This window comes from Anaerobacillus alkaliphilus (assembly GCF_004116265.1).
GTDB classification, from domain to species: domain Bacteria; phylum Bacillota; class Bacilli; order Bacillales; family Anaerobacillaceae; genus Anaerobacillus; species Anaerobacillus alkaliphilus.
Map to the genome: position 1 here is coordinate 129,656 of NZ_QOUX01000047.1, position 20,689 is coordinate 150,344.

Genomic DNA, 20,689 nt, shown 5'->3' on the forward strand with positions numbered 1-20,689 from the left:
GAAAGGAAGAGGAACATGGCAGTACCAAAAACTCGAGAGTTTTATAAACTACTTCGAAGCGATACGATGACCAGGAAAGAAAAGACAAGAATTACGAAAGCTAAATTGTCTCGCTTTTTATTCGGCTTTAATGATCGAAGAGGGTTCGTTTTGAAAGTGACTATATACACCCTCTTATTATGTATTGGCTTTGTGTATTTATATCCGATACTTTATATGTTTATCACCAGTATGCAATCACTAGAAGACTTACTAAATTCGTCAGTAAACTGGATCCCTTCGACGCTTTATACTGACAACTACTCAAAAGCCTATTCGGTTATGAACATTAAGGATTCCTTAATGGGAAGTCTATTGATTGCAACAGTCCCTACGATATTCCAAGTAATAGTCGCTTCTATCGTAGGGTTCGGTTTTGCGAGATATAATTTCCGATTTAAAAAACTTTTTTTCGCTTTAATGATTTTTAGTTTTATAGTTCCACCACAAATCTTAATGATGCCTACTTACCGCTTGTTTAGTAACTTAGAATTAACCGGTTCACTCAATGCATTTATTGTTCCGGCAGCATTAGGGCAAGGATTGAACAGTACCATTTTCATCCTTATATTCTATCAATTCTTCAAACAAACACCTCAATCTTTATACGAGGCTGCGGAAGTAGATGGAGCAAACCAGTTTACATGTTTCTTTCGAATAGCTATTCCAATGGCGGTACCTGCCTTTATTATCGCCTTCTTATTTTCATTCGTATGGTATTGGAATGAAACATATCTGACAACGTTATATCTAACAAGTAGATCAAATGAATTAACAACGATATTGTTGCAACTACAACAATTTGAGCGAACTTATGAAGCGATGTATCCTGTTACAGAAAACAGCCCTAACCGTATAAATGAAGGGATTAAAATGGCAGGAACTTTTATAAGTATTTTACCATTATTGATTGTTTACTTTTTTCTTCAAAGATACTTCGTTGAAAGTGTCGATCGTACCGGTATTGCTGGTGAATAATCACCGTAATATATCTAAAAAAAATGAAGCGGGGGAAATGAAATGGTAAGGAAGAATTTAGTGAGAATTATTTTTACTGCATTATTCATTCTTTTAGTAGCTGTGGGTTGTTCATCTAAGGAGTCAACGAGCGTTGATCCAGGAGGGAAGGCTTCTGAGGGTACTAAAAATAATCAAACCGAACAAAAGCAAGAAGCAGTAGGGCTGGATCCAATGACAACAGAGAATATTACACTTACCTATGCTTCTTGGTCAAATCCTGTGTTAAATCAGTTTCTTGCTGATAAATTCATGGAGAAATATCCAAATATTACAGTTGAGCTTGTAAACCTAGAGTTTGACGGTTGGAATGACCATTTAACAAACCTAGCAAGTATTGGTGATCTTCCGGATGTTTATTGGTATTTAGGAAATGTTGATGTACCTATCCGTAACGGCTGGTTAGGAGATATGACAGAGTACTTTGACAATGACCCTGAAAGTGATCAAATCTTATCTACGATGAAAATTCAAGGTTACTTTGATGGAGAAAGAAAACTCGCAGCACCAGCACAGTACTTACCGTTTACCGTGTTTTTAGATGAAAATTTATTTAACAAATTAAACGTACCAATGCCTTCACCTGATTGGACGTATAGTGAAATGGTTGAGCTGATGCAAGAAATGACAGTACCTGAGCAAGGAATTTTTGGTTACAACACATTTACACAATTACTAACGATGGCTCCAATCGTTAACCAAGATGCATTAGGTGAATTTGGTTGGGATGGAGAAAAGTATGATCTAACAAAGGATTGGGCAGATGCGATCACTCAACACGCTCAACTTGTTAGAAGTGGTGTTCATTCGCCTTTCTTTGATACAGATGAAGCTGAAGCGGCATTTGGAGATCGTTTATTATGGCCAGCAAGTTCTGGTCGTGTTGCGATGCAATTAGATGCTTGGTGGACAAATGGATTATTCTCTCAGCCAGAATTCGTAGACAAAGGGATTAAATGGGTTCCATATGTTGTTCCAAGAGGCGATAACGCAAAATCACAACATAAACCAGCATTTACTGATTTTGGAGCACTTTCGTCAGCAACAAAACACCCACGTGAAGCTTATGAATTATTGAAATTCTTCGGCTGGGGCAAAGATGGTTGGTTAGCAAAGTTAGAAGCATTTGAAACACTAAAACATGATGATGGTTCGTTAGTATTCACATTCCCAGATGGTGGACTTCCATTAATTAATGATGAAGAAATTTGGAATGGACTTAAGAAGTTTCTACCACAATCAAAATATGTAAGTGATTTCTTAGATAGAGCAAAAGAACCTGTACCACTAGGCGGTGCAGCGCAACCAGGCTTCCAAACGTTCTTGGATGAAGTATACTTCGGCGGAGAATATGGCGATGTTCAGCAAGCAATTATTAACGGTGAAGTGAATGCCCATGACATTGCCCAAAACTTAACGGATATGATTAACCGTTATCGTGAAGAAGCGCTACAAGAATTATTCTGGTAAAACTAGTAAATTTATAGGCTAAACGTAGTTTTCCATTCATACATGTTTAAACTTTATACTAGGCTGGCGCATTGAGTCAGCCTAGTATTATTAAAACCTAGCAAATTACATAAAGGTTGGAAGGGTGAATTTGATGAGTTCGTTACAGAAAGCCAAAATGATCGTAGACAAGGACTTTCGAGTCTCAGAAATAGATGAGCGGATTTACGGTTCGTTTATAGAACATTTAGGGCGTGCCGTTTATGGAGGTGTCTATGAACCAGACCATCCAGAAGCTGATGAACATGGGTTTCGTAAAGATGTTATTGAACTAGTGAAACAATTAAATGTACCAATTGTTCGTTATCCTGGAGGTAACATGGTATCAGCTTATAATTGGGAAGATGGTGTAGGTCCAAAAGAACTTAGACCTAGAAGACTTGAATTGGCTTGGAGAACGATCGAAACAAATGAGATTGGAACGAATGAATTTGTTGATTGGGCAAATCTAGTGAACTCTCAAGTAATGATGGCTGTTAACCTAGGAACTCGTGGAATAGACGAAGCGCGAAATTTCATTGAGTATTGTAACCACCCTGGTGGTACTTATTACAGTGATCTTAGAAGAAAACACGGGTATGAGAAGCCTCATAAGATTAATACTTGGTGTTTAGGTAATGAAATGGATGGACCTTGGCAAATTGGTCACAAAACCGCAGAAGAGTATGGTAGGCTTGCGCTAGAAACGGCCAAAGCGATGAGATTAGTAGATCCAACCATTGAATTAGTTGCTTGTGGAAGTTCTAATACAGGGATGCCAACGTTTCCTCAATATGAAGCAACCACACTAGAGCATACGTATGATGCGATTGATTATATTTCTCTACATCAATACTACGGCAATAGAAGTAATGATACGGCTAGTTATCTAGCTAAATCGATGGATATGGAACACTTTATTAAAACGATTATTTCTACTTGTGATTACGTTAAGGCAAAAAAGCGTAGTAAAAAAACAATTAACCTCAGTTTTGACGAGTGGAACGTCTGGTATCACTCAAATGGTCAGGATAGACAAATTGAACCTTGGTCGATTGCGCCACCTCAATTAGAAGATGTTTATAATTTTGAGGATGCGTTACTCGTTGGTTCGATGTTAATGACCTTTTTACGTAACTCTGATCGTGTGAAAATTGCGTGTATGGCGCAGCTGGTTAATGTTATTGCCCCAATTATGACCCAAAAAGGTGGCAAGGCCTGGAAACAAACAATCTTTTATCCATACGCACATGTGTCTGCTTTCGGCCGTGGTGTAGCCTTACAACCAGTCGTTTCTTCGCCAAAATATGATAGTAAAGAATTTACCGACGTACCATACTTGGATTCTGCTGCTGTTTACAATGAAGAAAAATCAGAGGTTACAATCTTTGCAGTCAACCGCCATTTAGAAGAAGCACTTCCATTATCTTGTGATGTAAGAAGCTTTGGGGATTATGAAATCATTGAACATATTGTTTTGGAACATGATGACCTTAAAGCTGTGAATACGATAGAGGCTCAGACAGTTCAACCTCATTCAAACGGGGTATCCTCTCTAAACAACGGATTTATAGAAGCGAACTTGTCAAAAGCATCTTGGAATGTCATCCGTTTAAGGAAAAAATAACAGTTACGTAATTACAGAAAACTACAAAAAAATAATTGAGAGTATCTCAATTATTTTTTTGTTTGGAGGATTGATCGTATGGTGAAAATATTTGTTGTTTTTTTACTGTTTTTTCTTTCTTTATTTCCAACTAGTATTTCTGCTGGGAACCCTGTCATAAAAGATAGGTTTAGTGCAGACCCTGCTGCTTTAGTACATGATGATAAAGTCTACTTGTATGTTGGCCGTGACCAAGCAGGTTACCCGGGACAAATCCATCATTTCTATGTATTGAAAGAATGGAATGTCTATTCATCTCGTGACATGAAGACGTGGGAGTTAGAGGGGAGCCTGCCAAGAACTGAATTTTCCTGGGCAAGGGAAGATACGGCGTGGGCGGCTCAAGCAATTGAACGCGATGGAAAATTCTACTGGTATGTAACTGTACTAAATCGGGATTCTGATCCTGATAAAAACGGCTTTGCCATAGGTGTTGCAGTTTCAGATCATCCAGCTAGTGGTTTCAAGGATGCAATAGGAGCACCGTTAGTTCGTAGTGATATGACGGAAGCACCGGGGTTTATGGATCCAAAGCAAACATGGGACAATATTGATCCAACTGTGTTTATTGATGATAATGGGCAAGCGTATCTTTACTGGGGCAATACTCATCTTTATTATGCAAAATTAAAAGATAATATGATTGAGCTCGACGGGGAAATTCATCAACTTACGATTGAAAATATGCCTGGGACATTTACCGAGGCACCGTATCTACACAAATACAAAGATACATACTACTTATCGTTTGCGATGAATTTTCCTGAAGTGACAGCCTATGCAACTAGTCATAGCCCTGAAGGACCTTGGCAATATCAAGGAATATTACTAGATCGTATGGATGATAGCGAAACAAGCCATCAGGCAATTATTGAATTTAAAGGGGACTGGTATCTTATTTATCACACTGGTGCCTTGCCTGGCGGAGGAAATTTTCGGAGATCTACTTCAATAGACAAATTATCGTACAACGAAGATGGAACGATACAAAAAGTAACACCTACTGCCTCTGGATTGGCCTTTGATAGTTATGTCATAAAATCTAGTTCTCGTCCTGAACTAGGTATCCGTCATTTACGAGGAGCAATACGGGTTAGTTCGTATAATGACGAGTCCTATGATTTTCAATGGCATATCGTTCCTGGTTTGGCCAATGCAAGTGAAGAATACGTTTCATTTCAAGCAGAAAACAAGCCTGGATACTATTTAAGATTTGGTGGAGAATTTATTACGTTAGCAAAACATGACGGGAGCAAGAGTTTCTCTGAAGCCGCCACTTTTAAAGTGGTAAGAGGTCTTGAAAACGGTGAAGGTGTTTCATTTCAATCGTACAAACAAGAAGAACTGTACCTCTTTCATCATGAGACGAATACGGTTCGAATTGGCGAAGTAGGGTCTGACGATGAAAAAAGGCTTGCTACCTTTCAAATCGTAGCTTTAGACGGAAGTCTAGCCGAAGAATTCATACCTAAGCTAGAAGCAACCGCTGTAAAAAGAAGTTTCGGTACCATCTTTATGTTCACGAGCTTAGTTATTTTGGTCTTAAGTACCGTTATCTTTATGAGAAGACGTTATGTAGGAGAGAGGATATCGAATGAAAACTAAAAAAGTAATGATATCAATGAGTATTTTGGTTGTTTTGTTTGTAACCACTTTTTCCATTTTTTATTTTTCAAAAGGCTCTTTAACAGAGCCGACTGCTAATGGTCAGACACCGTTAAAGGAGGAAGAAATGCCAAGGTTCCGAGAAGCATCTGTCCACGATCCTTCTGTGATCAAAGTAGATGACACATTTTATGTATTTGGTTCTCATTTAGCTGCTGCCAAGTCAACGGATTTACTTAATTGGCAACAGATTTCTACAAGTGTAAACGAGACTAATCCTCTTATCCCTAATGTATTCGAGCAATTAGCAGAAACGTTTGAATGGGCACAAACAAAAACGCTTTGGGCTCCAGATGTGGTTCAGTTAGAGGATGGCAGGTTTTACATGTACTATAACGCTTGTGAAGGAAGCTCACCTAGATCAGCGCTAGGAGTAGCGGTGGCAGATCACATTGAAGGCCCATATCAAGATTTAGGCATCTTTTTGAAATCTGGGATGTGGGGAGAACCAAGTGAAAATGGCCAAATCTATGATCCGAGAGTTCATCCGAATGTTGTCGATCCCCATACGTTTTTTGATGAGGATGGTCAGTTATGGATGGTATATGGCTCTTATTCAGGTGGTATTTTTATTTTACGGATAGATCCGAAAACAGGGTTTCCATTCCCTGATCAAGGATATGGTAAAAGGTTAATTGGAGGCAATCATAGTCGGATAGAAGGCGCCTATATTCTCTTTAATCCTCAAACAAACTATTACTATATGTATTTGTCATTTGGAGGACTTGATGCAGTAGGTGGTTATAACATTCGAGTCGTTCGATCGAAAAATCCTGATGGTCCATACTTGGATGCTGAGGAAAATGAGATGGTAAATGTCAAATCAAATCCTAGTAAACCTTTATTTGATGATGTAACGATCAAACCGTTTGGTGTGAAATTGATGGGGAATTTTGAGTTTATTAAAAGATATGAAGATGGACCAGCGAGAAGAAATGGCTACGTTTCTCCAGGGCATAATTCAGCTTATTATGACAAAGAAACTGGACAGTCTTTTATAATCTTCCATACTCGATTTCCAAGAAGAGGGGAACAACATCAAATTAGAGTTCATCAGATGTTTATGAATAGTCAGGGGTGGCCTGTGGTTACGCCACATCGTTACGCCGGTGAAACGATTTCTAAAGTAACAACATCGATGGTTGTCGGTGACTATCAATTAATTAATCATGGAAAAGATATTTCTGCTGAAATTAAAAACTCAGTCCTAGTAACCTTAAACAAGAATCAAACAATCTCAGGAGAAGTGACAGGAACATGGTCATTAAAAGGAGATTTCATGGTTGAATTGACTGTGGATGGGAAGATCTATGACGGAGTATTTCATAAACAATGGGATGAATCTTTGAAAAGCTATGTCATGACTTTTAGTGCATTATCTAACGAGGGAATTTCGATTTGGGGATCCCAACAATAATTACTTATGATATATAAGGGAGTGCATGTAGGTGAATGTTAGACTTCTAGATGGAATTTTCAAAGATTCACAGGAAAAAGGAAAAGAGTATTTGGTGTACCTAGATGTAGATCGACTTGTAGCACCGTGTTACGAAGCGGTTTCGAAATCTCCTAAAAAAACCCGTTATGGAGGGTGGGAATCAACCGGTATCAGTGGCCATTCGATTGGACATTGGTTATCTGCCGCGGCCCAGATGTACGTAGAAACCAACGATGTGGAGTTAAAGAAAAAGCTAGATTATGCTATCAATGAACTAGAGTATCTTCAAAGTCTTGATCAAGACGGATATGTAAGTGGGTTTGCTAGAAGATGTTTTGATCAGGTATTTTCAGGCGATTTTGAGGTGGAACATTTTAGTCTTGCTGGTCAGTGGGTTCCCTGGTACAGTATCCATAAAATTTTCGCTGGGCTCATTGATGTCTATCAACTCCTAGGTGACAAAAAGGCGTTAGAAGTTGTTATGAAACTAGCGAATTGGGCAAAAAAAGGTACGGACCAACTTACAGATGACCAATTTCAAAAAATGTTGATATGTGAACATGGTGGTATGAACGAGGCGATGGCTGATTTATATACGATTACAGGTAATCAAGACTATGTAGATTTAGCAATTCGTTTTTGTCATAAAGCGATCCTTGACCCGTTAGCGGAGGAGAGAGATGAGCTTGAGGGGAAGCATGCCAACACGCAAATTCCTAAAGTGATAGGTGCGGCGAAACTTTACGAAATCACAGGTGAGCAAAGATTTCGGGATATGGCTGTCTTCTTCTGGAATGAAGTAACAAGAAATCGATCATACATTATTGGTGGAAACAGTATCAATGAACACTTTGGACCGGTGAATAGTGAAAAACTAGGTGTTCAAACGACAGAAACTTGTAATACGTACAATATGTTAAAGCTTACTGAGCATTTATTCCAATGGTCTCAGGACGTGGAATACATGGATTACTATGAGAGAGCATTATACAACCACATACTGGCGTCACAAGATCCGGATTCGGGTATGAAAACGTACTTTGTTTCATCTCAACCAGGCCATTTTAAAGTGTATTGTTCTCCCGATGATTCTTTTTGGTGCTGTACCGGTACCGGAATGGAAAACCCAGCCCGTTATTCTAGAGCAATTTACAATCTAAAAGATCAAGATTTGTTTGTAAATCTATTTATTGCTTCAGAACTCACAATTTTAGATAAGAAAATGAAGATCCAGCAGCATACGGACTTCCCAAAGACAAACAGAACAAGCCTGGTCTTTGAAGAGACAGAAGGTGAATGTCTACACTTACATATCCGAGTCCCTTATTGGGTGACCGGAGATGTCAGAGCAATTGTAAACGGAGAAGAAAGCTATATAGGTACAGGTAATTCCTATCTCACTATAAGTAGACATTGGCACGCGGGAGATAGAATTGAAATCGAGCTTCCAATGGGCCTTCATACGTACACTGCAAAGGATGACAACAAAAAAGTTGGGATCATGTACGGACCGATTGTATTGGCGGGTGCATTAGGTACAGCCAATTTCCCAGAAACGGATATCCTTGATGATCATTTAAAACTAAATAATCATCCGTTAATAGAGGTACCAAGTCTTATCGCAGATAAAGAACAAATAAATGAGTGGGTTAAGCCTGTGGTTGGTTCGCCACTGACTTTCGAAACAGATCCAATAGGGCAGCCGGGAAATGTGAAAGTTACACTAATCCCATTTTATCAGTTACATCACCAACGCTACACATTATATTGGAACCTGCTTGATGAAGCAGCCTATCAGACCTTTGTGGATCGAGAACTAGAAGAGTTAGAGCATATACGAGCGATTACGATAGATGAAGTGCAGCCAAATGAGCAACAACCGGAAGTAGAACATCAAATTAAAAAGCAACATTCCAACTCGGGGTATTTAACGATTGTTCAACAAGGTTGGCGAGATTGTCGAGACGGTGGCTATTTCAGTTATCAAATGAAGGTAGAACCCGCAGAGCAAATGTATTTACTAGTCACTTACTTTGGCGGAGACCGGGCAATTGTAATTGATGGGAAAACATATGAGCGTGAGTTTGACATTTTCATTGACGGTACAGTAATTGCGAAGCAGAAGCTTGAAAGTCGTGCTCCGTATGATGCTACGTTTAATATCTGCTATGAAATTCCAAGTTCATTGACAGAAGGTAAACGAAACGTCGAAGTAAAGTTTGCTTCTTCGGAAGGAAAGCTTGCTGGTGGTGTTTATGGAGTTAGAATCGTGAATTCAAACAAAGATATCAGTTAGGGGAGATTGATGAAAACAATGTCTAATAGTTTACCAAAAAGAATTTATATCGTGATCATAATCCTTGTTATAGGTATTTCTGCTATTTACGTCGCTAAAGATTTTAGTGCTCCAACGGAACTTCACTTAGAACAAGAGCAGATCCTTCAGGAAAACCAGCTTACATTTCAAAATGTAGCTGTCCATGACCCTTCTATTATTAAGGTAGATGATACTTATTATGTGTTTGGATCTCATGTGGAGGCAGCAAAATCTAACGATCTACAAAAATGGACTCGATTTACTAACGGATACACGACACCGAACAATAAATTATATGGTGATTTAGTATCAAATCTTGCTGAGTCTTTTGCTTGGGCAGGTCATAATGACTCGGATAGTAAAGGTGGTTTTTCCGTTTGGGCACCAGAAATTATCTGGAACGAAGATTATATCAATGAAGATGGAACGAATGGTGCATTTATGATGTATTATAGTGCCTCGTCTACTTATATTCGTTCTGCCATTGGTTTTGCAGTTGCCCAAAATATAGAAGGTCCTTTTCACTATGTAGACACAGTTGTCTATTCTGGTTTTACGGAAAATGATGCCTATGACCAAGACAGTGAGATTAATAAAAAGTGGACCTATACCAATCTAAAAAAATTAATCGAGGAAGAAACATTGGAATCGCCGAGACCCAGTTGGTTTAACCACGATGGAAGTTATAACAATCAACAGTTCCCTAATGCCATTGATGCCAATTTATTTTTTGATCAGGATGGAAAGTTGTGGATGACATACGGTTCTTGGTCCGGTGGAATTTTTCTATTAGAAATGGATAAAGCAACAGGTAAGGCACTCTATCCGGGGCAGGATGGTACAACTGAGGATGGTAGACTGATCGACCGTTATTTTGGGACAAAAATTTCAGGTGGGTATGGGAAGTCAGGTGAAGGACCTTATGTAGTCTATGATAAAGAAACGAACTATTACTACCTTTTTGTCACGTACGGTTGGCTAGGGGCTGATGGTGGGTATAATATGAGACTTTTTAGGTCCACAAGTCCTGAAGGTCCATACGTAGATGCAGCTGGACAAAATGCTGTCCTGTCAGGCAACAGAGATCATGCTCCACTTGGAATTAAACTGATGGGTAATTTCTTATTTGAAAGAAAACTAGGTGATCATGGTATAGGAATAGGGTTTGGCTATGTATCTCCAGGTCACAACTCATTTTATACAGACCCAGAGACGGGAAAGCGGTTTTTAGTATTTCACACGAGATTTCCGCAAACAGGTGAGATGCACGAGGTTCGAATTCATCAGATGTTTATGAATAAGGATGACTGGCCGGTTGTGGGACCATACCGATATGCTGGAGAAAGATTAGAGAAATTAACGAAACAAGAACTTGTCGGTGACTATAAATTTCTTATTCATGGAAAGGATAATTCAGCTGTCATTAAGAAATCTAGATCGATCCGCTTGAATGAGGATTTTACCGTCTCTGGTGATGTGAATGGTACTTGGGAGTTAACCGGTAATTACGATGCAGAGCTAACAATTAATGATAGAAGTTATCATGGCGTTTTTGTACGTCAGTGGGATCCGATGGTAAAGCAGTTTGTCTCGACTTTTACAGTGATGTCAAGTGAGGGTGTTACTTTATGGGGAAGTAAGCTTCCCGATCCGACGGATGAGGAAATCGTTCAAGCCGTTTACACAGACGTAACCATTGGAAATACAGAAAGAGTGGTCGCAGATTTGTCATTACCTACTGAAGGGACTAGAAATACCGCGATTTTATGGGAAAGTTCAGATGAGAATGTTGTCTCAAAGAATGGAGTTATCACTAGACCGCCTGTTGGTTCTGAGCCTGTCAACGTAACTCTGACAGCAACAATTATAAAGGCAGAGGTAACGGCCATAAAAAGTTTTGCTGTAACAGTAGTACCTTTACAAAGGTAAATGATCAGTTACCCGTTATAGTATTTTTAAGACAAAATTCATAAATCTATCAATTGACAGTAACCACACCACTGAATATACTTAGTATAGTTAATAAAAACATTTAAAGGTTAAACCTTTTATTAATCACTAGTCTACTTTAATACCCGTTTGATTGATCCTAAGGAGTGATGATACTATGCACGGCCCTACAAAGCCACCTAGTTATTTAAAGGAACATGAGCGATCGTTAAATCCGAACATGTCTGAATGGTCAATTTACAACTCTCATGACCCCTCAATTTTTCATGATGGGGATACTTATTACATTTTATCGACTGATACGAAAACTAGTTTATTAACAACCGAGATGAAGTCTGGAGCGCAAATTCGTAAATCAAAGAATTTAATTGATTGGAAGTGGGTTGGTCATGCGCTAGACGGAGTACCTAAGGAAGCATTTGAGTGGACTGGTGCAAGAGGGTTGTGGGCACCTGAAGTTGTGAAATGGGAGAATACGTATTACTTATATTACTGCGCTTCACAGTTTGGTACTAATCAATCTTTTATTGGTGTCGCCACTAGTAATTCAATGGAAGGACCATGGCAGGACCAAGGTGAAGTATTTAAAACAACGAAGACGGACGAACCGAACGCGATCGACCCAAATCTTATCACTGATCGAAACGGGAATCGATATTTAATCTATGGATCTTTTTTCAGTGGAATTTACGCAGCAAGATTGAATCATGATACGGGTAAATTGTTGGAATACGGTGAAGGTGTTTGTATCGCGAGAAGGGAGCATGAAACGAAAGAAGGAGCCATTGAAGGTCCATATATGGTTTACCATCCGGATCATGACATGTATTACTTATTTGTTTCCTATGACTCGCTTTTCTCAAATTACAATATAAGAGTAGGACGATCAAGAGAAGTTACTGGTCCTTTTGTAGATTTTCATGGGAATGATTTAAAAGATATCGACTATCGCCCTTCAGATGAGATTGGAACGAAACTATTAGCTGGTTATCAATTCAGTGATGGAAGTGGCTGGATGGCGCCTGGTCATAACTCGATTCTTGAACAGGATGGTGCCTATTTTATTGTTCACCATGCTAGACTATTAGACAAAAAAGATACGTTTTGTTTACATGTGCGACGCATCTTGTGGACAGAGGACGGTTGGCCAATAATCTCACCAGAGCGCTACGCAGGGGAAAAAATAGAATCAATTGACGAAATCCAGATGATTGGATCGTGGGATGCGATCAAATTTGATCGACTTGTACAGGGAGTCAATCAAGCGTTTCCGGTAAAGTTTCTTCCTGGAAACATATGCTTGATCAACAATCAAGACTATACATGGAGGAAAGTCGATAATTATACCATTTATGTTAATGAAAAGAATACATCCGATAAAATGATCGAGTTAAAAGTGTTAAAGGCGTGGGATTGGGAGCTTGATCGCGAAACGATTGTGTTTACGGGAATGGACACAACAGGAACATGTATTATCGGGAAAAAACTAGAATAACGGTTTGACGATTTTTTTTGCACCTATGGTTAATAAAAACACTAACATAATAACATATAAATTTATAATAAGAAGGAGCATATATATATGAGTACTCAACAACATTTTAATAATCCAATTGTAGAGCAACGAGCAGATCCTTGGGTTTACAAGCACGTAGATGGCTACTACTATTTTACGGGTTCTGTACCTGAATACGATCGAATCGAACTTCGAAGATCTAGAACAATTCAAGGGTTAGGAGAAGCAAACCCAGTGACCATTTGGCGTAAATATGATAACGGTCCAATGAGTGCAAATATCTGGGCTCCTGAAATTCATTATATTGATGGGAAATGGTATGTATATTTCGCTGCTGCAAGAACAGCAGAAACAAATGAAGGACTATTTGATCACCGGATGTTCGTTCTAGAAACCGATTCTGAAAATCCGTTGGAAGGGAATTGGATTGAAAAAGGGCAAATAAAAACGCAATGGGAGAGTTTCTCTCTAGATGCTACGACCTTTGAACATAGAGGAATAAGATATTTGGTTTGGCCACAAAAAGACCCAAATATCGTTGGGAATTCTAATCTTTATATTGCAAAAATGGAAAATCCATGGACCCTCCAAGGAGAAACAATCATGCTGACAACACCTGATTACGAGTGGGAAAGAATTGGTTTTCTAGTCAACGAAGGACCTGCAGTTTTAATTAAGAACGGGAAAATATTTATTACGTTTTCAGCAAGTGCAACAAATCATCATTATTGTATGGGGCTACTCGTTGCGGATGAAGAAAGTGACCTACTAGATGTGCGCTCTTGGACAAAACTCCCTGAACCGGTTTTTAAAACAAATGAAGAAACAGGGCAATTTGGACCAGGCCATAACAGCTTCACTGTGTCAGAGGACGGAACGGAAGATATTCTTATTTATCACGCAAGAAACTACAAGGAAATTGAAGGTGATCCCCTCTATGACCCAAATCGTCACACGAGAGCGCAACAAATCTTTTGGGATCAAGATGGAATGCCGATTTTCGGAGTGCCTGTTCGTGACTCAAAATTAGTAAGCTTATAAACTTATTTTCATGGGGTGCCGGTTTTGGGGCATCCTTCTTTTTTTGTAGAGGGGGAAGGGGAGGCGAGGGCGTTCGAGGACATGTCCTCTAAAATTCAAAATTGACAAAAAACGCGAAAATAACGGAACGTATGTCCACCAAAAATAAATCCACAGCACAAATAGCAATCAACTCATAATAATAGGCTGACCTCAAATTATGAGTCAGCCTCTTTACACGTTTTGTTTAGACCTCTTTCGTATAGAGCAACCTGAAAAGTATATCCTGATTGTAGTTACCAAAACCAGTGCCAAAAATAGTTACTCCACCAATGTGCTCGGCATCATCAAGGACTGCAATACGAAATGTCCATTGTTTCTCTCGAATAAAAACCTCATCAATAGTAGTCTCAGAGATTTTGTTGCTGTCAATATATGTCCCGTTTTTGGTAATCCGAATGTATTTTAAAAGACCATATTGATTTATTACTTTTGGCCACCAATCGGGAGTATACTTGCCAAGTCGGTCGCCATAATCTCCTGGACTAGTCCACGTTCCTAACTTTACGTTGTTAAGGAAAAACGCAATATCAGATGGCCAGTTTTCATTAGTAAAAGGTGCTTCTGACGATATTTCCATTGATATTTCTAGTTCTTTCGGGATTTGACTAGAGAGTAAGAAATTTGGAACCTTATACTCGATATATCCTTTACTAAACCATAGAATTTTTGCATTGACACGTTCTGGTGCCAAAAGATATCGCGGTTCATCAAATTCTCCAACAATATTTTCGATAGTAGCTAAGCCACAAGTAGGCTCTACTAGAAAATCTGTATAATGACCTACAGACAACTCCGTTTGATGATACTCATTCGTACTTCCTTCGTAGAGTGGAAAATTTACTTCTAATCGATCTACATTTAAGATACATAATTTTTGAATTCCTGCTTTACCTGGGGTCATTTCAGTTCGAATAATTCCGCTTTTTTCGAGTTTCTTTATGTGCATGGTCATAATTGCACTACTTAAGCCAACTGCGTTTGCTAGCTCACGCACATTCATTGGTTGAAGAGTTAAATGTTTAATCATTGAAAGCCTTACTTCACTAGCAAGTGCTTCATAAACAGGGAGAGATTTCGTAGAGATATCTAATATCATAATAGCCTCCATGACTATTGATAAATTTTAATTGATTTTGATTAATTTAGAGCCATGTGGAGGAAGTAAAAAGCCCACATTATCCTGTACGACGAGACCTAAATCTTCTTTCTCCCAGAGGTCCCTAGCTTGTTTTTGGCAAAATAAACCTAAATGGGATAACGCGGCGTCTATGATCTCTGGCTCATCACTTAAATTAAAAAACGCTAAATATGTTTCGTCGTGTAATCCACGCGCAGTCCAAACTATTTTGTTTCCTCTTCGGTACAATAATCGGTTACTATGACTTGTTTGATTAACAGCCAGGACTTCCTCGTTTGTCAGTAACGATAATGTCCATTCGTTGTTATCGCGTAGTTCACCACCAAACATCAGCGGGGAGCGAAAGATGCTCCACAATGTCATCATGGTAAGTTGTTCGTCTTTCGTAAACCGTGTCCAGCGATCACCACCTGGTCCATCGACAGAACGTATACCTAAATGCCCGAGGGGAAGCATATCACAATCTGGCCAAAGTCCTGGTTCGACGTGCTTTTCCCATTTCTCACAACGTTCAAACATTTGGTAAAGAAGACTCCATTGATCCCAGAAGTCATCAGTCATTCTCCACATGTTTGCGTTTGCTTTAAAATGTTCGGCATATTCAAGAGGTGCTGGGCCTGGAGATAGGCTTAAGACCATTTGTCTACCACATTGGTCAATAGCATTTCTAATAAGCTCAATTTCGTCTAAATGGGTATCATAAAGTCTTGAAGCTGCGATATCGTCTACTTTTACGAAATCCACACCCCAGCTCGCATAGAGTTGAAACAGGGAATTGTAATATTGTTGGGCACCCTCTTTAGTAACATCAACCCCATACATATCCGTATTCCAAGGACAAATTGAATTTGGATGAGCAATGTCTTTTGCTGTTGCCTCAGTTCCCAAAATCGATGTTTGGTTATGTACTGCTTGTCGTGGAATTCCTCTCATCATATGTAGCCCAAATTTTAAGCCAAGATCATGAATATAATCACCTAAAGGCTTGAACCCTTGTCCGTTCCTGGCAGATGGAAAACGATTTTCAGATGGCATCAAACGAGAATACTGGTCCATTGTTAAAGAAGTAAAAGGGTGATAGTGAGAAGAGTTAGCCGTTGGTTCATACCATTGAATATCAACGACAACATATTCCCAGCCGTATTGCTTTAAGTTCTTTGCGATATAATCCGCATTTCCTTTTATTTCATCTTCAGTAACACTTGCACCATAACAATCCCAACTATTCCAGCCCATGGGAGGAGTTGGAGCAACGCTTTTATGCTTCATTGTAAATCCCCCTTTTTGATTGAGAATTTAGATAAAAAAAATTGTTGAAAACTCATACTTATTTATAATATATTTAATAACATATTAACATTTTTGTTATTTAATAGAAAGACATTTTTAAAGCGTTTTCTTAAATATTTCACATATGTTTAGGTATAGAAACGAAAATAGTTTATTAGTTTGTTAATATTAAATATATGTATTAATATAATGGAGACTTTACGTGCAATGAACCCTAGAATTTTCGGCTAGTTTACTGTGAAAAGTCTAGGGAAAATGAGTGGAGGACTGAGGCAAATGTTAGAGGAAGTAAACGCGTGGCCAATACCATGTGAATGTGGGCAAAATCATAATGATGTACTTGTAGAAAAGCTAGTCATAAATGAGGGTGCGCTCGAGGAAATTTTGCCATTCCTTGAGCAAAAGTCGATGAGCAAAATTCTTATCGCTGTAGATGCCAATACATACGAGGTGGCAGGTCAGTTTGTTGTGAAGTTGTTAGAGGATACGAATGTTACTACTAAACTTTGCTTTCTGGATCCGAATGAATTAAATGATGTAGTTGCTGATGAGGCAGCTATTGTTCAACTTTTGTTGTCAGTTGATCGTGATATTGAAGTTGTGTTAGCTGTAGGCTCGGGAACCATCCATGACATCGTAAGAATTGTTAGTTATAAAATGGGAAAACCGTTTATTTCCATTCCGACAGCTCCTTCTGTCGATGGTTTTAATTCGATAGGGGCACCGTTGGTTGTCAAAGGTGTGAAAACCACATATAAAGCTCAGGCTCCAATCGCGGTCTTTGCGGATTTAGACATAATAGCAAAGGCTCCCAAAGAATTAATTGCTGCTGGATTTGGTGATATGTTAGGGAAATATACTTCGTTAGTAGATTGGCAGTTTAGTCACTTAATAGGAGGAGACTCGTTTTGTCCAGTAGTCTTTCAGATTACGAAAGACGCCTTAGATGCTTGTGTTACAAATGTTGATGGTATCGCAGTGGCGAATAAATCAGCAATCAAAATTCTGATGCATGGACTTATCGACTCGGGGAAAGCAATGTTACTCATTGGCCAATCGTATCCAGCGTCAGGTGCAGAACATCATCTCTCTCATTATTGGGAAATGAACTTTCTTCAAACGAAAAGACGACAAGTTCTACACGGTGCTAAAGTGGCAGTTTCTTGCCAATTGGTTGCGGACTTTTACCATACTGTCGTCAAAAATATACTCTTAACCATCGAAAACCTTCCGGGGGAAGATGATGTGATCAAAAAGGTTTCTGAAAACCAAAAGGAAATTTTAGAGTGGATAGAAAGTATTCCTGATGCTAGCCAACTAAAAGAACTGATACAGAAAGTAGGAGGAGCAACAGTTCCTGAGGACTTAGGGATTGAACAGGATCTTGTAAAAGAAAGCTTTCGTAACGCCCATCTTCTAAGAGAAAGAGTTACGTTGTTATATTTTTATAATGAATATATTCGAACGAACGATGAAATCAACGTTATTCAAGAGTAGTAGTTCTCACCGTAAGGAGACATATTACTTCCCTTGTCTGTGATAAAAAAAGATGTACGTACATTAATGGCGTTTTTATGAAGGGATAAAATATTATTTACAAAAATTCATAAAATAACTAGTGAAAAATTGTACGTACAAGTATATAATGAGTGTAGAGAATGTATCGAATATTAGGAAGGGGCGAGGACGTACATGTTAGAACAATTAAAAGAAATCGTTTTTAAGGCTAATCTTGCACTACCGAAACATGGACTTGTTACTTTTACATGGGGAAACGTCAGTGGGATTGATCGTGAAAAAGGTCTTGTCGTGATTAAACCCAGTGGTGTCGAGTACTTTGAGATGAGAAGTAGAGACATGGTCGTAGTAGACTTGGATGGAAATGTTATTGAAGGAGATTTAAAACCTTCCTCGGATACAGCTACACATCTAGTTCTTTATAAAGCTTTTCCTACCATTGGTGGTATTGTACATACACATTCTACAGTTGCAACAAGTTGGGCACAATCAGGGAAGTCACTCCCGGCATTTGGCACAACTCATGCAGATTATTTTTACGGTGAAATTCCATGTACGAGAGAAATGACGGAAGCTGAAATAAATGGTGCGTACGAGCATGAAACAGGGAATGTCATTGTTGAAACATTTGAAAGTTTAAAGTTAGATCCGATGCAAGTGCCTGGGGTACTCGTTCACTCACATGCTCCTTTCATCTGGGGGAAAGATCCCCATAATGCAGTTCATAATGCAGTAGTTTTAGAGGAGATTGCCAAGATGGGGTTACATACATTGGCACTTAATCCGCAAACGCCTCCTATGGATCAACATTTGTTAGACCGTCATTTCTTACGTAAACACGGTGCAAATGCCTATTACGGACAAAAATAAATAAAAGAAGGGGAAATGAACATGACGAAAAAGTATACGATTGGTGTAGACTATGGTACTGGTTCAGGTCGTGCAGTGCTTGTAGATCTTTCAAATGGAGCTGAAATTGCTGACCATGTAACCGAATATCGCCACGGTGTGATTGATGAAAAGTTGCCTGAATCAGGAGTGAAGTTAGATCATGAATGGGCACTGCAGCATCCTTTAGATTATATCGAGGTGTTAGCAACTTCGGTACCAGCTGTTATGAAAGAGTCGGGAGTTGACCCGAAAGATGTCATTGGGCTTGGCATAGATTTTACTGCTTGTACGATGCTACCGATTGATCAAACAGGCGAACCACTTTGTCTAAAAGCAGAATTAAAAGATCGCCCACATAGCTGGCTAAAGCTTTGGAAACACCACGCAGCACAAGATGAAGCAAACCTATTAAATGAGATTGCTGAAAAAAGAGGCGAAGAGTTTCTACCTAGATATGGCGGAAAGATCTCATCTGAATGGATGATTGCGAAAATTTGGCAAATTTTAAATGAAGATGAAGAAATCTATGAAATCACAGACCGTTTCTTAGAGGCTACTGATTGGGTTGTGTTTAAACTTACTGGAAATATGACAAGAAATAGTTGTACGGCTGGGTATAAATCAATCTGGCATAAACAAGAGGGATATCCTTCTAAAGACTTTTTTAAAGCTCTTGATCCTAGATTAGAAGATTTAACAGAAACCAAATTACGTGGGGATATATTACCACTTGGAACAAAAGCTGGTGAACTGACGGAGGAAATGGCCGCGTTGATGGGGTTAAATCCTGGTACAGCGGTTGCTGTCGGGAATGTTGATGCACATGCCGCAGTCCCAGGTGTCGGAGTAGTTACACCAGGAAAACTAGTAATGGCTATGGGTACGTCGATTTGTCATATGTTGCTTGGAACAGAAGAAAAGCAAGTAGAAGGTATGTGTGGGGTAGTTGAAGACGGGATTATTCCTGGATTTTTAGGCTATGAAGCAGGGCAATCAGCGGTTGGAGACATCTTTGCATGGTATGTGGATCAAGCGGTACCTGCTTATATTAAGGAAGAAGCTGAGCAAAAGGGTGTTAACGTTCACGTTTTACTTGAACAAAAAGCTGCGCAATACAAACCAGGTCAAACGGGGTTATTAGCACTAGATTGGTGGAACGGAAATCGTTCTGTTTTAGTAGATACAGATTTAACTGGATTATTAATTGGCTGCACGTTGCTGACAAAACCGGAGGAAATTTATCGTGCTTTACTAGAAGCAACGGCTTTTGGAACACGAAAAATTGTTGATGCCTTCCAAGACAATGGTGTTGCTGTTGACGAATTATACGCGTGTGGAGGCTTACCACAAAAAAATAACTTGCTAATGCAAATTTATGCTGACGTAACAAATCGTGAAATTAAAGTAGCTGCCTCTAAGCAAACACCTGCCCTTGGTGCGGCAATGTTTGGAGCTGTTGCAGCCGGAAGTGAAAAAGGTGGGTATGACACGATCACAGAAGCTGCCGAGAAAATGGGACGCGTTAGAGAAGGATCATTTAAACCAATTCCAGAAAACGTTGCAGTTTATGAAAAATTATATCAGGAATATTCAAGATTACATGACTATTTCGGTCGCGGTGAGAATGATGTTATGAAGCGTTTAAAGGCAATTAAAGAACAAAACTAAATTTA

General features: G+C 39.1%; 13 protein-coding genes and 1 pseudogene. 12 read left to right on the forward strand and 2 right to left on the reverse strand.

Annotated features, from left to right (window positions below):
• Window positions 1-15 precede the first annotated feature (15 nt).
• The 9 genes and pseudogenes from DS745_RS21040 (at window position 16) to DS745_RS21080 (ending at window position 14,137) form a co-directional block, all read left to right on the forward strand.
• Entirely contained in the window at window positions 16-1,017 is a 1,002-nt protein-coding gene (locus DS745_RS21040) for a carbohydrate ABC transporter permease (RefSeq protein ID WP_241657892.1), read from the forward strand.
• Window positions 1,018-1,059: 42 nt separating this feature from the next.
• The gene (locus DS745_RS21045) at window positions 1,060-2,526 is read left to right on the forward strand and encodes an ABC transporter substrate-binding protein (protein WP_129080228.1); all 1,467 of its coding nucleotides are present in this window, start codon (window positions 1,060-1,062) and stop codon (window positions 2,524-2,526) included.
• 133 nt (window positions 2,527-2,659) lie between these two features.
• On the forward strand, window positions 2,660-4,171 hold the full coding sequence (arfA, locus tag DS745_RS21050; protein WP_129080229.1) for an arabinosylfuranosidase ArfA: 1,512 nt from the start codon (window positions 2,660-2,662) through the stop codon (window positions 4,169-4,171).
• A 78-nt stretch (window positions 4,172-4,249) separates the two neighbouring features.
• Entirely contained in the window at window positions 4,250-5,815 is a 1,566-nt protein-coding gene (locus DS745_RS24710; protein WP_161568336.1) for a family 43 glycosylhydrolase, read from the forward strand.
• The gene (locus DS745_RS21060; RefSeq protein ID WP_129080230.1) at window positions 5,805-7,292 is read left to right on the forward strand and encodes an arabinan endo-1,5-alpha-L-arabinosidase AbnB; all 1,488 of its coding nucleotides are present in this window, start codon (window positions 5,805-5,807) and stop codon (window positions 7,290-7,292) included. The genes DS745_RS24710 and DS745_RS21060 overlap by 11 nt, the downstream gene beginning before the upstream one ends.
• Window positions 7,293-7,323: 31 nt before the next feature.
• Entirely contained in the window at window positions 7,324-9,609 is a 2,286-nt protein-coding gene (locus DS745_RS21065; RefSeq protein ID WP_129080231.1) for a beta-L-arabinofuranosidase domain-containing protein, read from the forward strand.
• A gap of 18 nt (window positions 9,610-9,627) precedes the next feature.
• Window positions 9,628-11,553 (forward strand): annotated as a pseudogene (locus DS745_RS21070) (lipocalin-like domain-containing protein); the annotation flags it as partial.
• 184 nt (window positions 11,554-11,737) lie between these two features.
• Window positions 11,738-13,075: an arabinan endo-1,5-alpha-L-arabinosidase gene (locus DS745_RS21075; RefSeq protein WP_129080232.1), complete on the forward strand. Its 1,338-nt coding sequence runs from the start codon at window positions 11,738-11,740 to the stop codon at window positions 13,073-13,075.
• Window positions 13,076-13,162: 87 nt separating this feature from the next.
• On the forward strand, window positions 13,163-14,137 hold the full coding sequence (locus DS745_RS21080) for a glycoside hydrolase family 43 protein (protein ID WP_129080233.1): 975 nt from the start codon (window positions 13,163-13,165) through the stop codon (window positions 14,135-14,137).
• Between the two features lie 226 nt (window positions 14,138-14,363).
• On the opposite strand, the gene DS745_RS21085 is transcribed toward DS745_RS21080, so the two are convergent.
• Complete coding sequence (locus DS745_RS21085; RefSeq protein ID WP_129080234.1) at window positions 14,364-15,275, reverse strand: ArsR/SmtB family transcription factor; 912 nt, start codon at window positions 15,273-15,275, stop codon at window positions 14,364-14,366.
• 27 nt (window positions 15,276-15,302) lie between these two features.
• A complete protein-coding gene (locus tag DS745_RS21090; protein WP_129080235.1) occupies window positions 15,303-16,586 on the reverse strand; it encodes a glycoside hydrolase family 27 protein in 1,284 nt (427 codons plus the stop codon).
• 297 nt (window positions 16,587-16,883) lie between these two features.
• On the opposite strand from DS745_RS21090, the gene DS745_RS21095 reads away from it, so the two are divergent.
• The 3 genes from DS745_RS21095 to DS745_RS21105 all read left to right on the forward strand — a co-directional run bounded on the left by DS745_RS21095 (window position 16,884) and on the right by DS745_RS21105 (window position 20,684).
• Complete coding sequence (locus DS745_RS21095; protein ID WP_129080236.1) at window positions 16,884-18,104, forward strand: sn-glycerol-1-phosphate dehydrogenase; 1,221 nt, start codon at window positions 16,884-16,886, stop codon at window positions 18,102-18,104.
• Between the two features lie 195 nt (window positions 18,105-18,299).
• Window positions 18,300-18,995 carry an L-ribulose-5-phosphate 4-epimerase gene (gene araD / locus DS745_RS21100; RefSeq protein ID WP_129080237.1) on the forward strand — a complete coding sequence of 232 codons (696 nt, stop codon included), beginning with the start codon at window positions 18,300-18,302 and terminating at the stop codon, window positions 18,993-18,995.
• A gap of 21 nt (window positions 18,996-19,016) precedes the next feature.
• The gene (locus tag DS745_RS21105; RefSeq protein ID WP_129080238.1) at window positions 19,017-20,684 is read left to right on the forward strand and encodes a ribulokinase; all 1,668 of its coding nucleotides are present in this window, start codon (window positions 19,017-19,019) and stop codon (window positions 20,682-20,684) included.
• Window positions 20,685-20,689 lie beyond the last annotated feature (5 nt).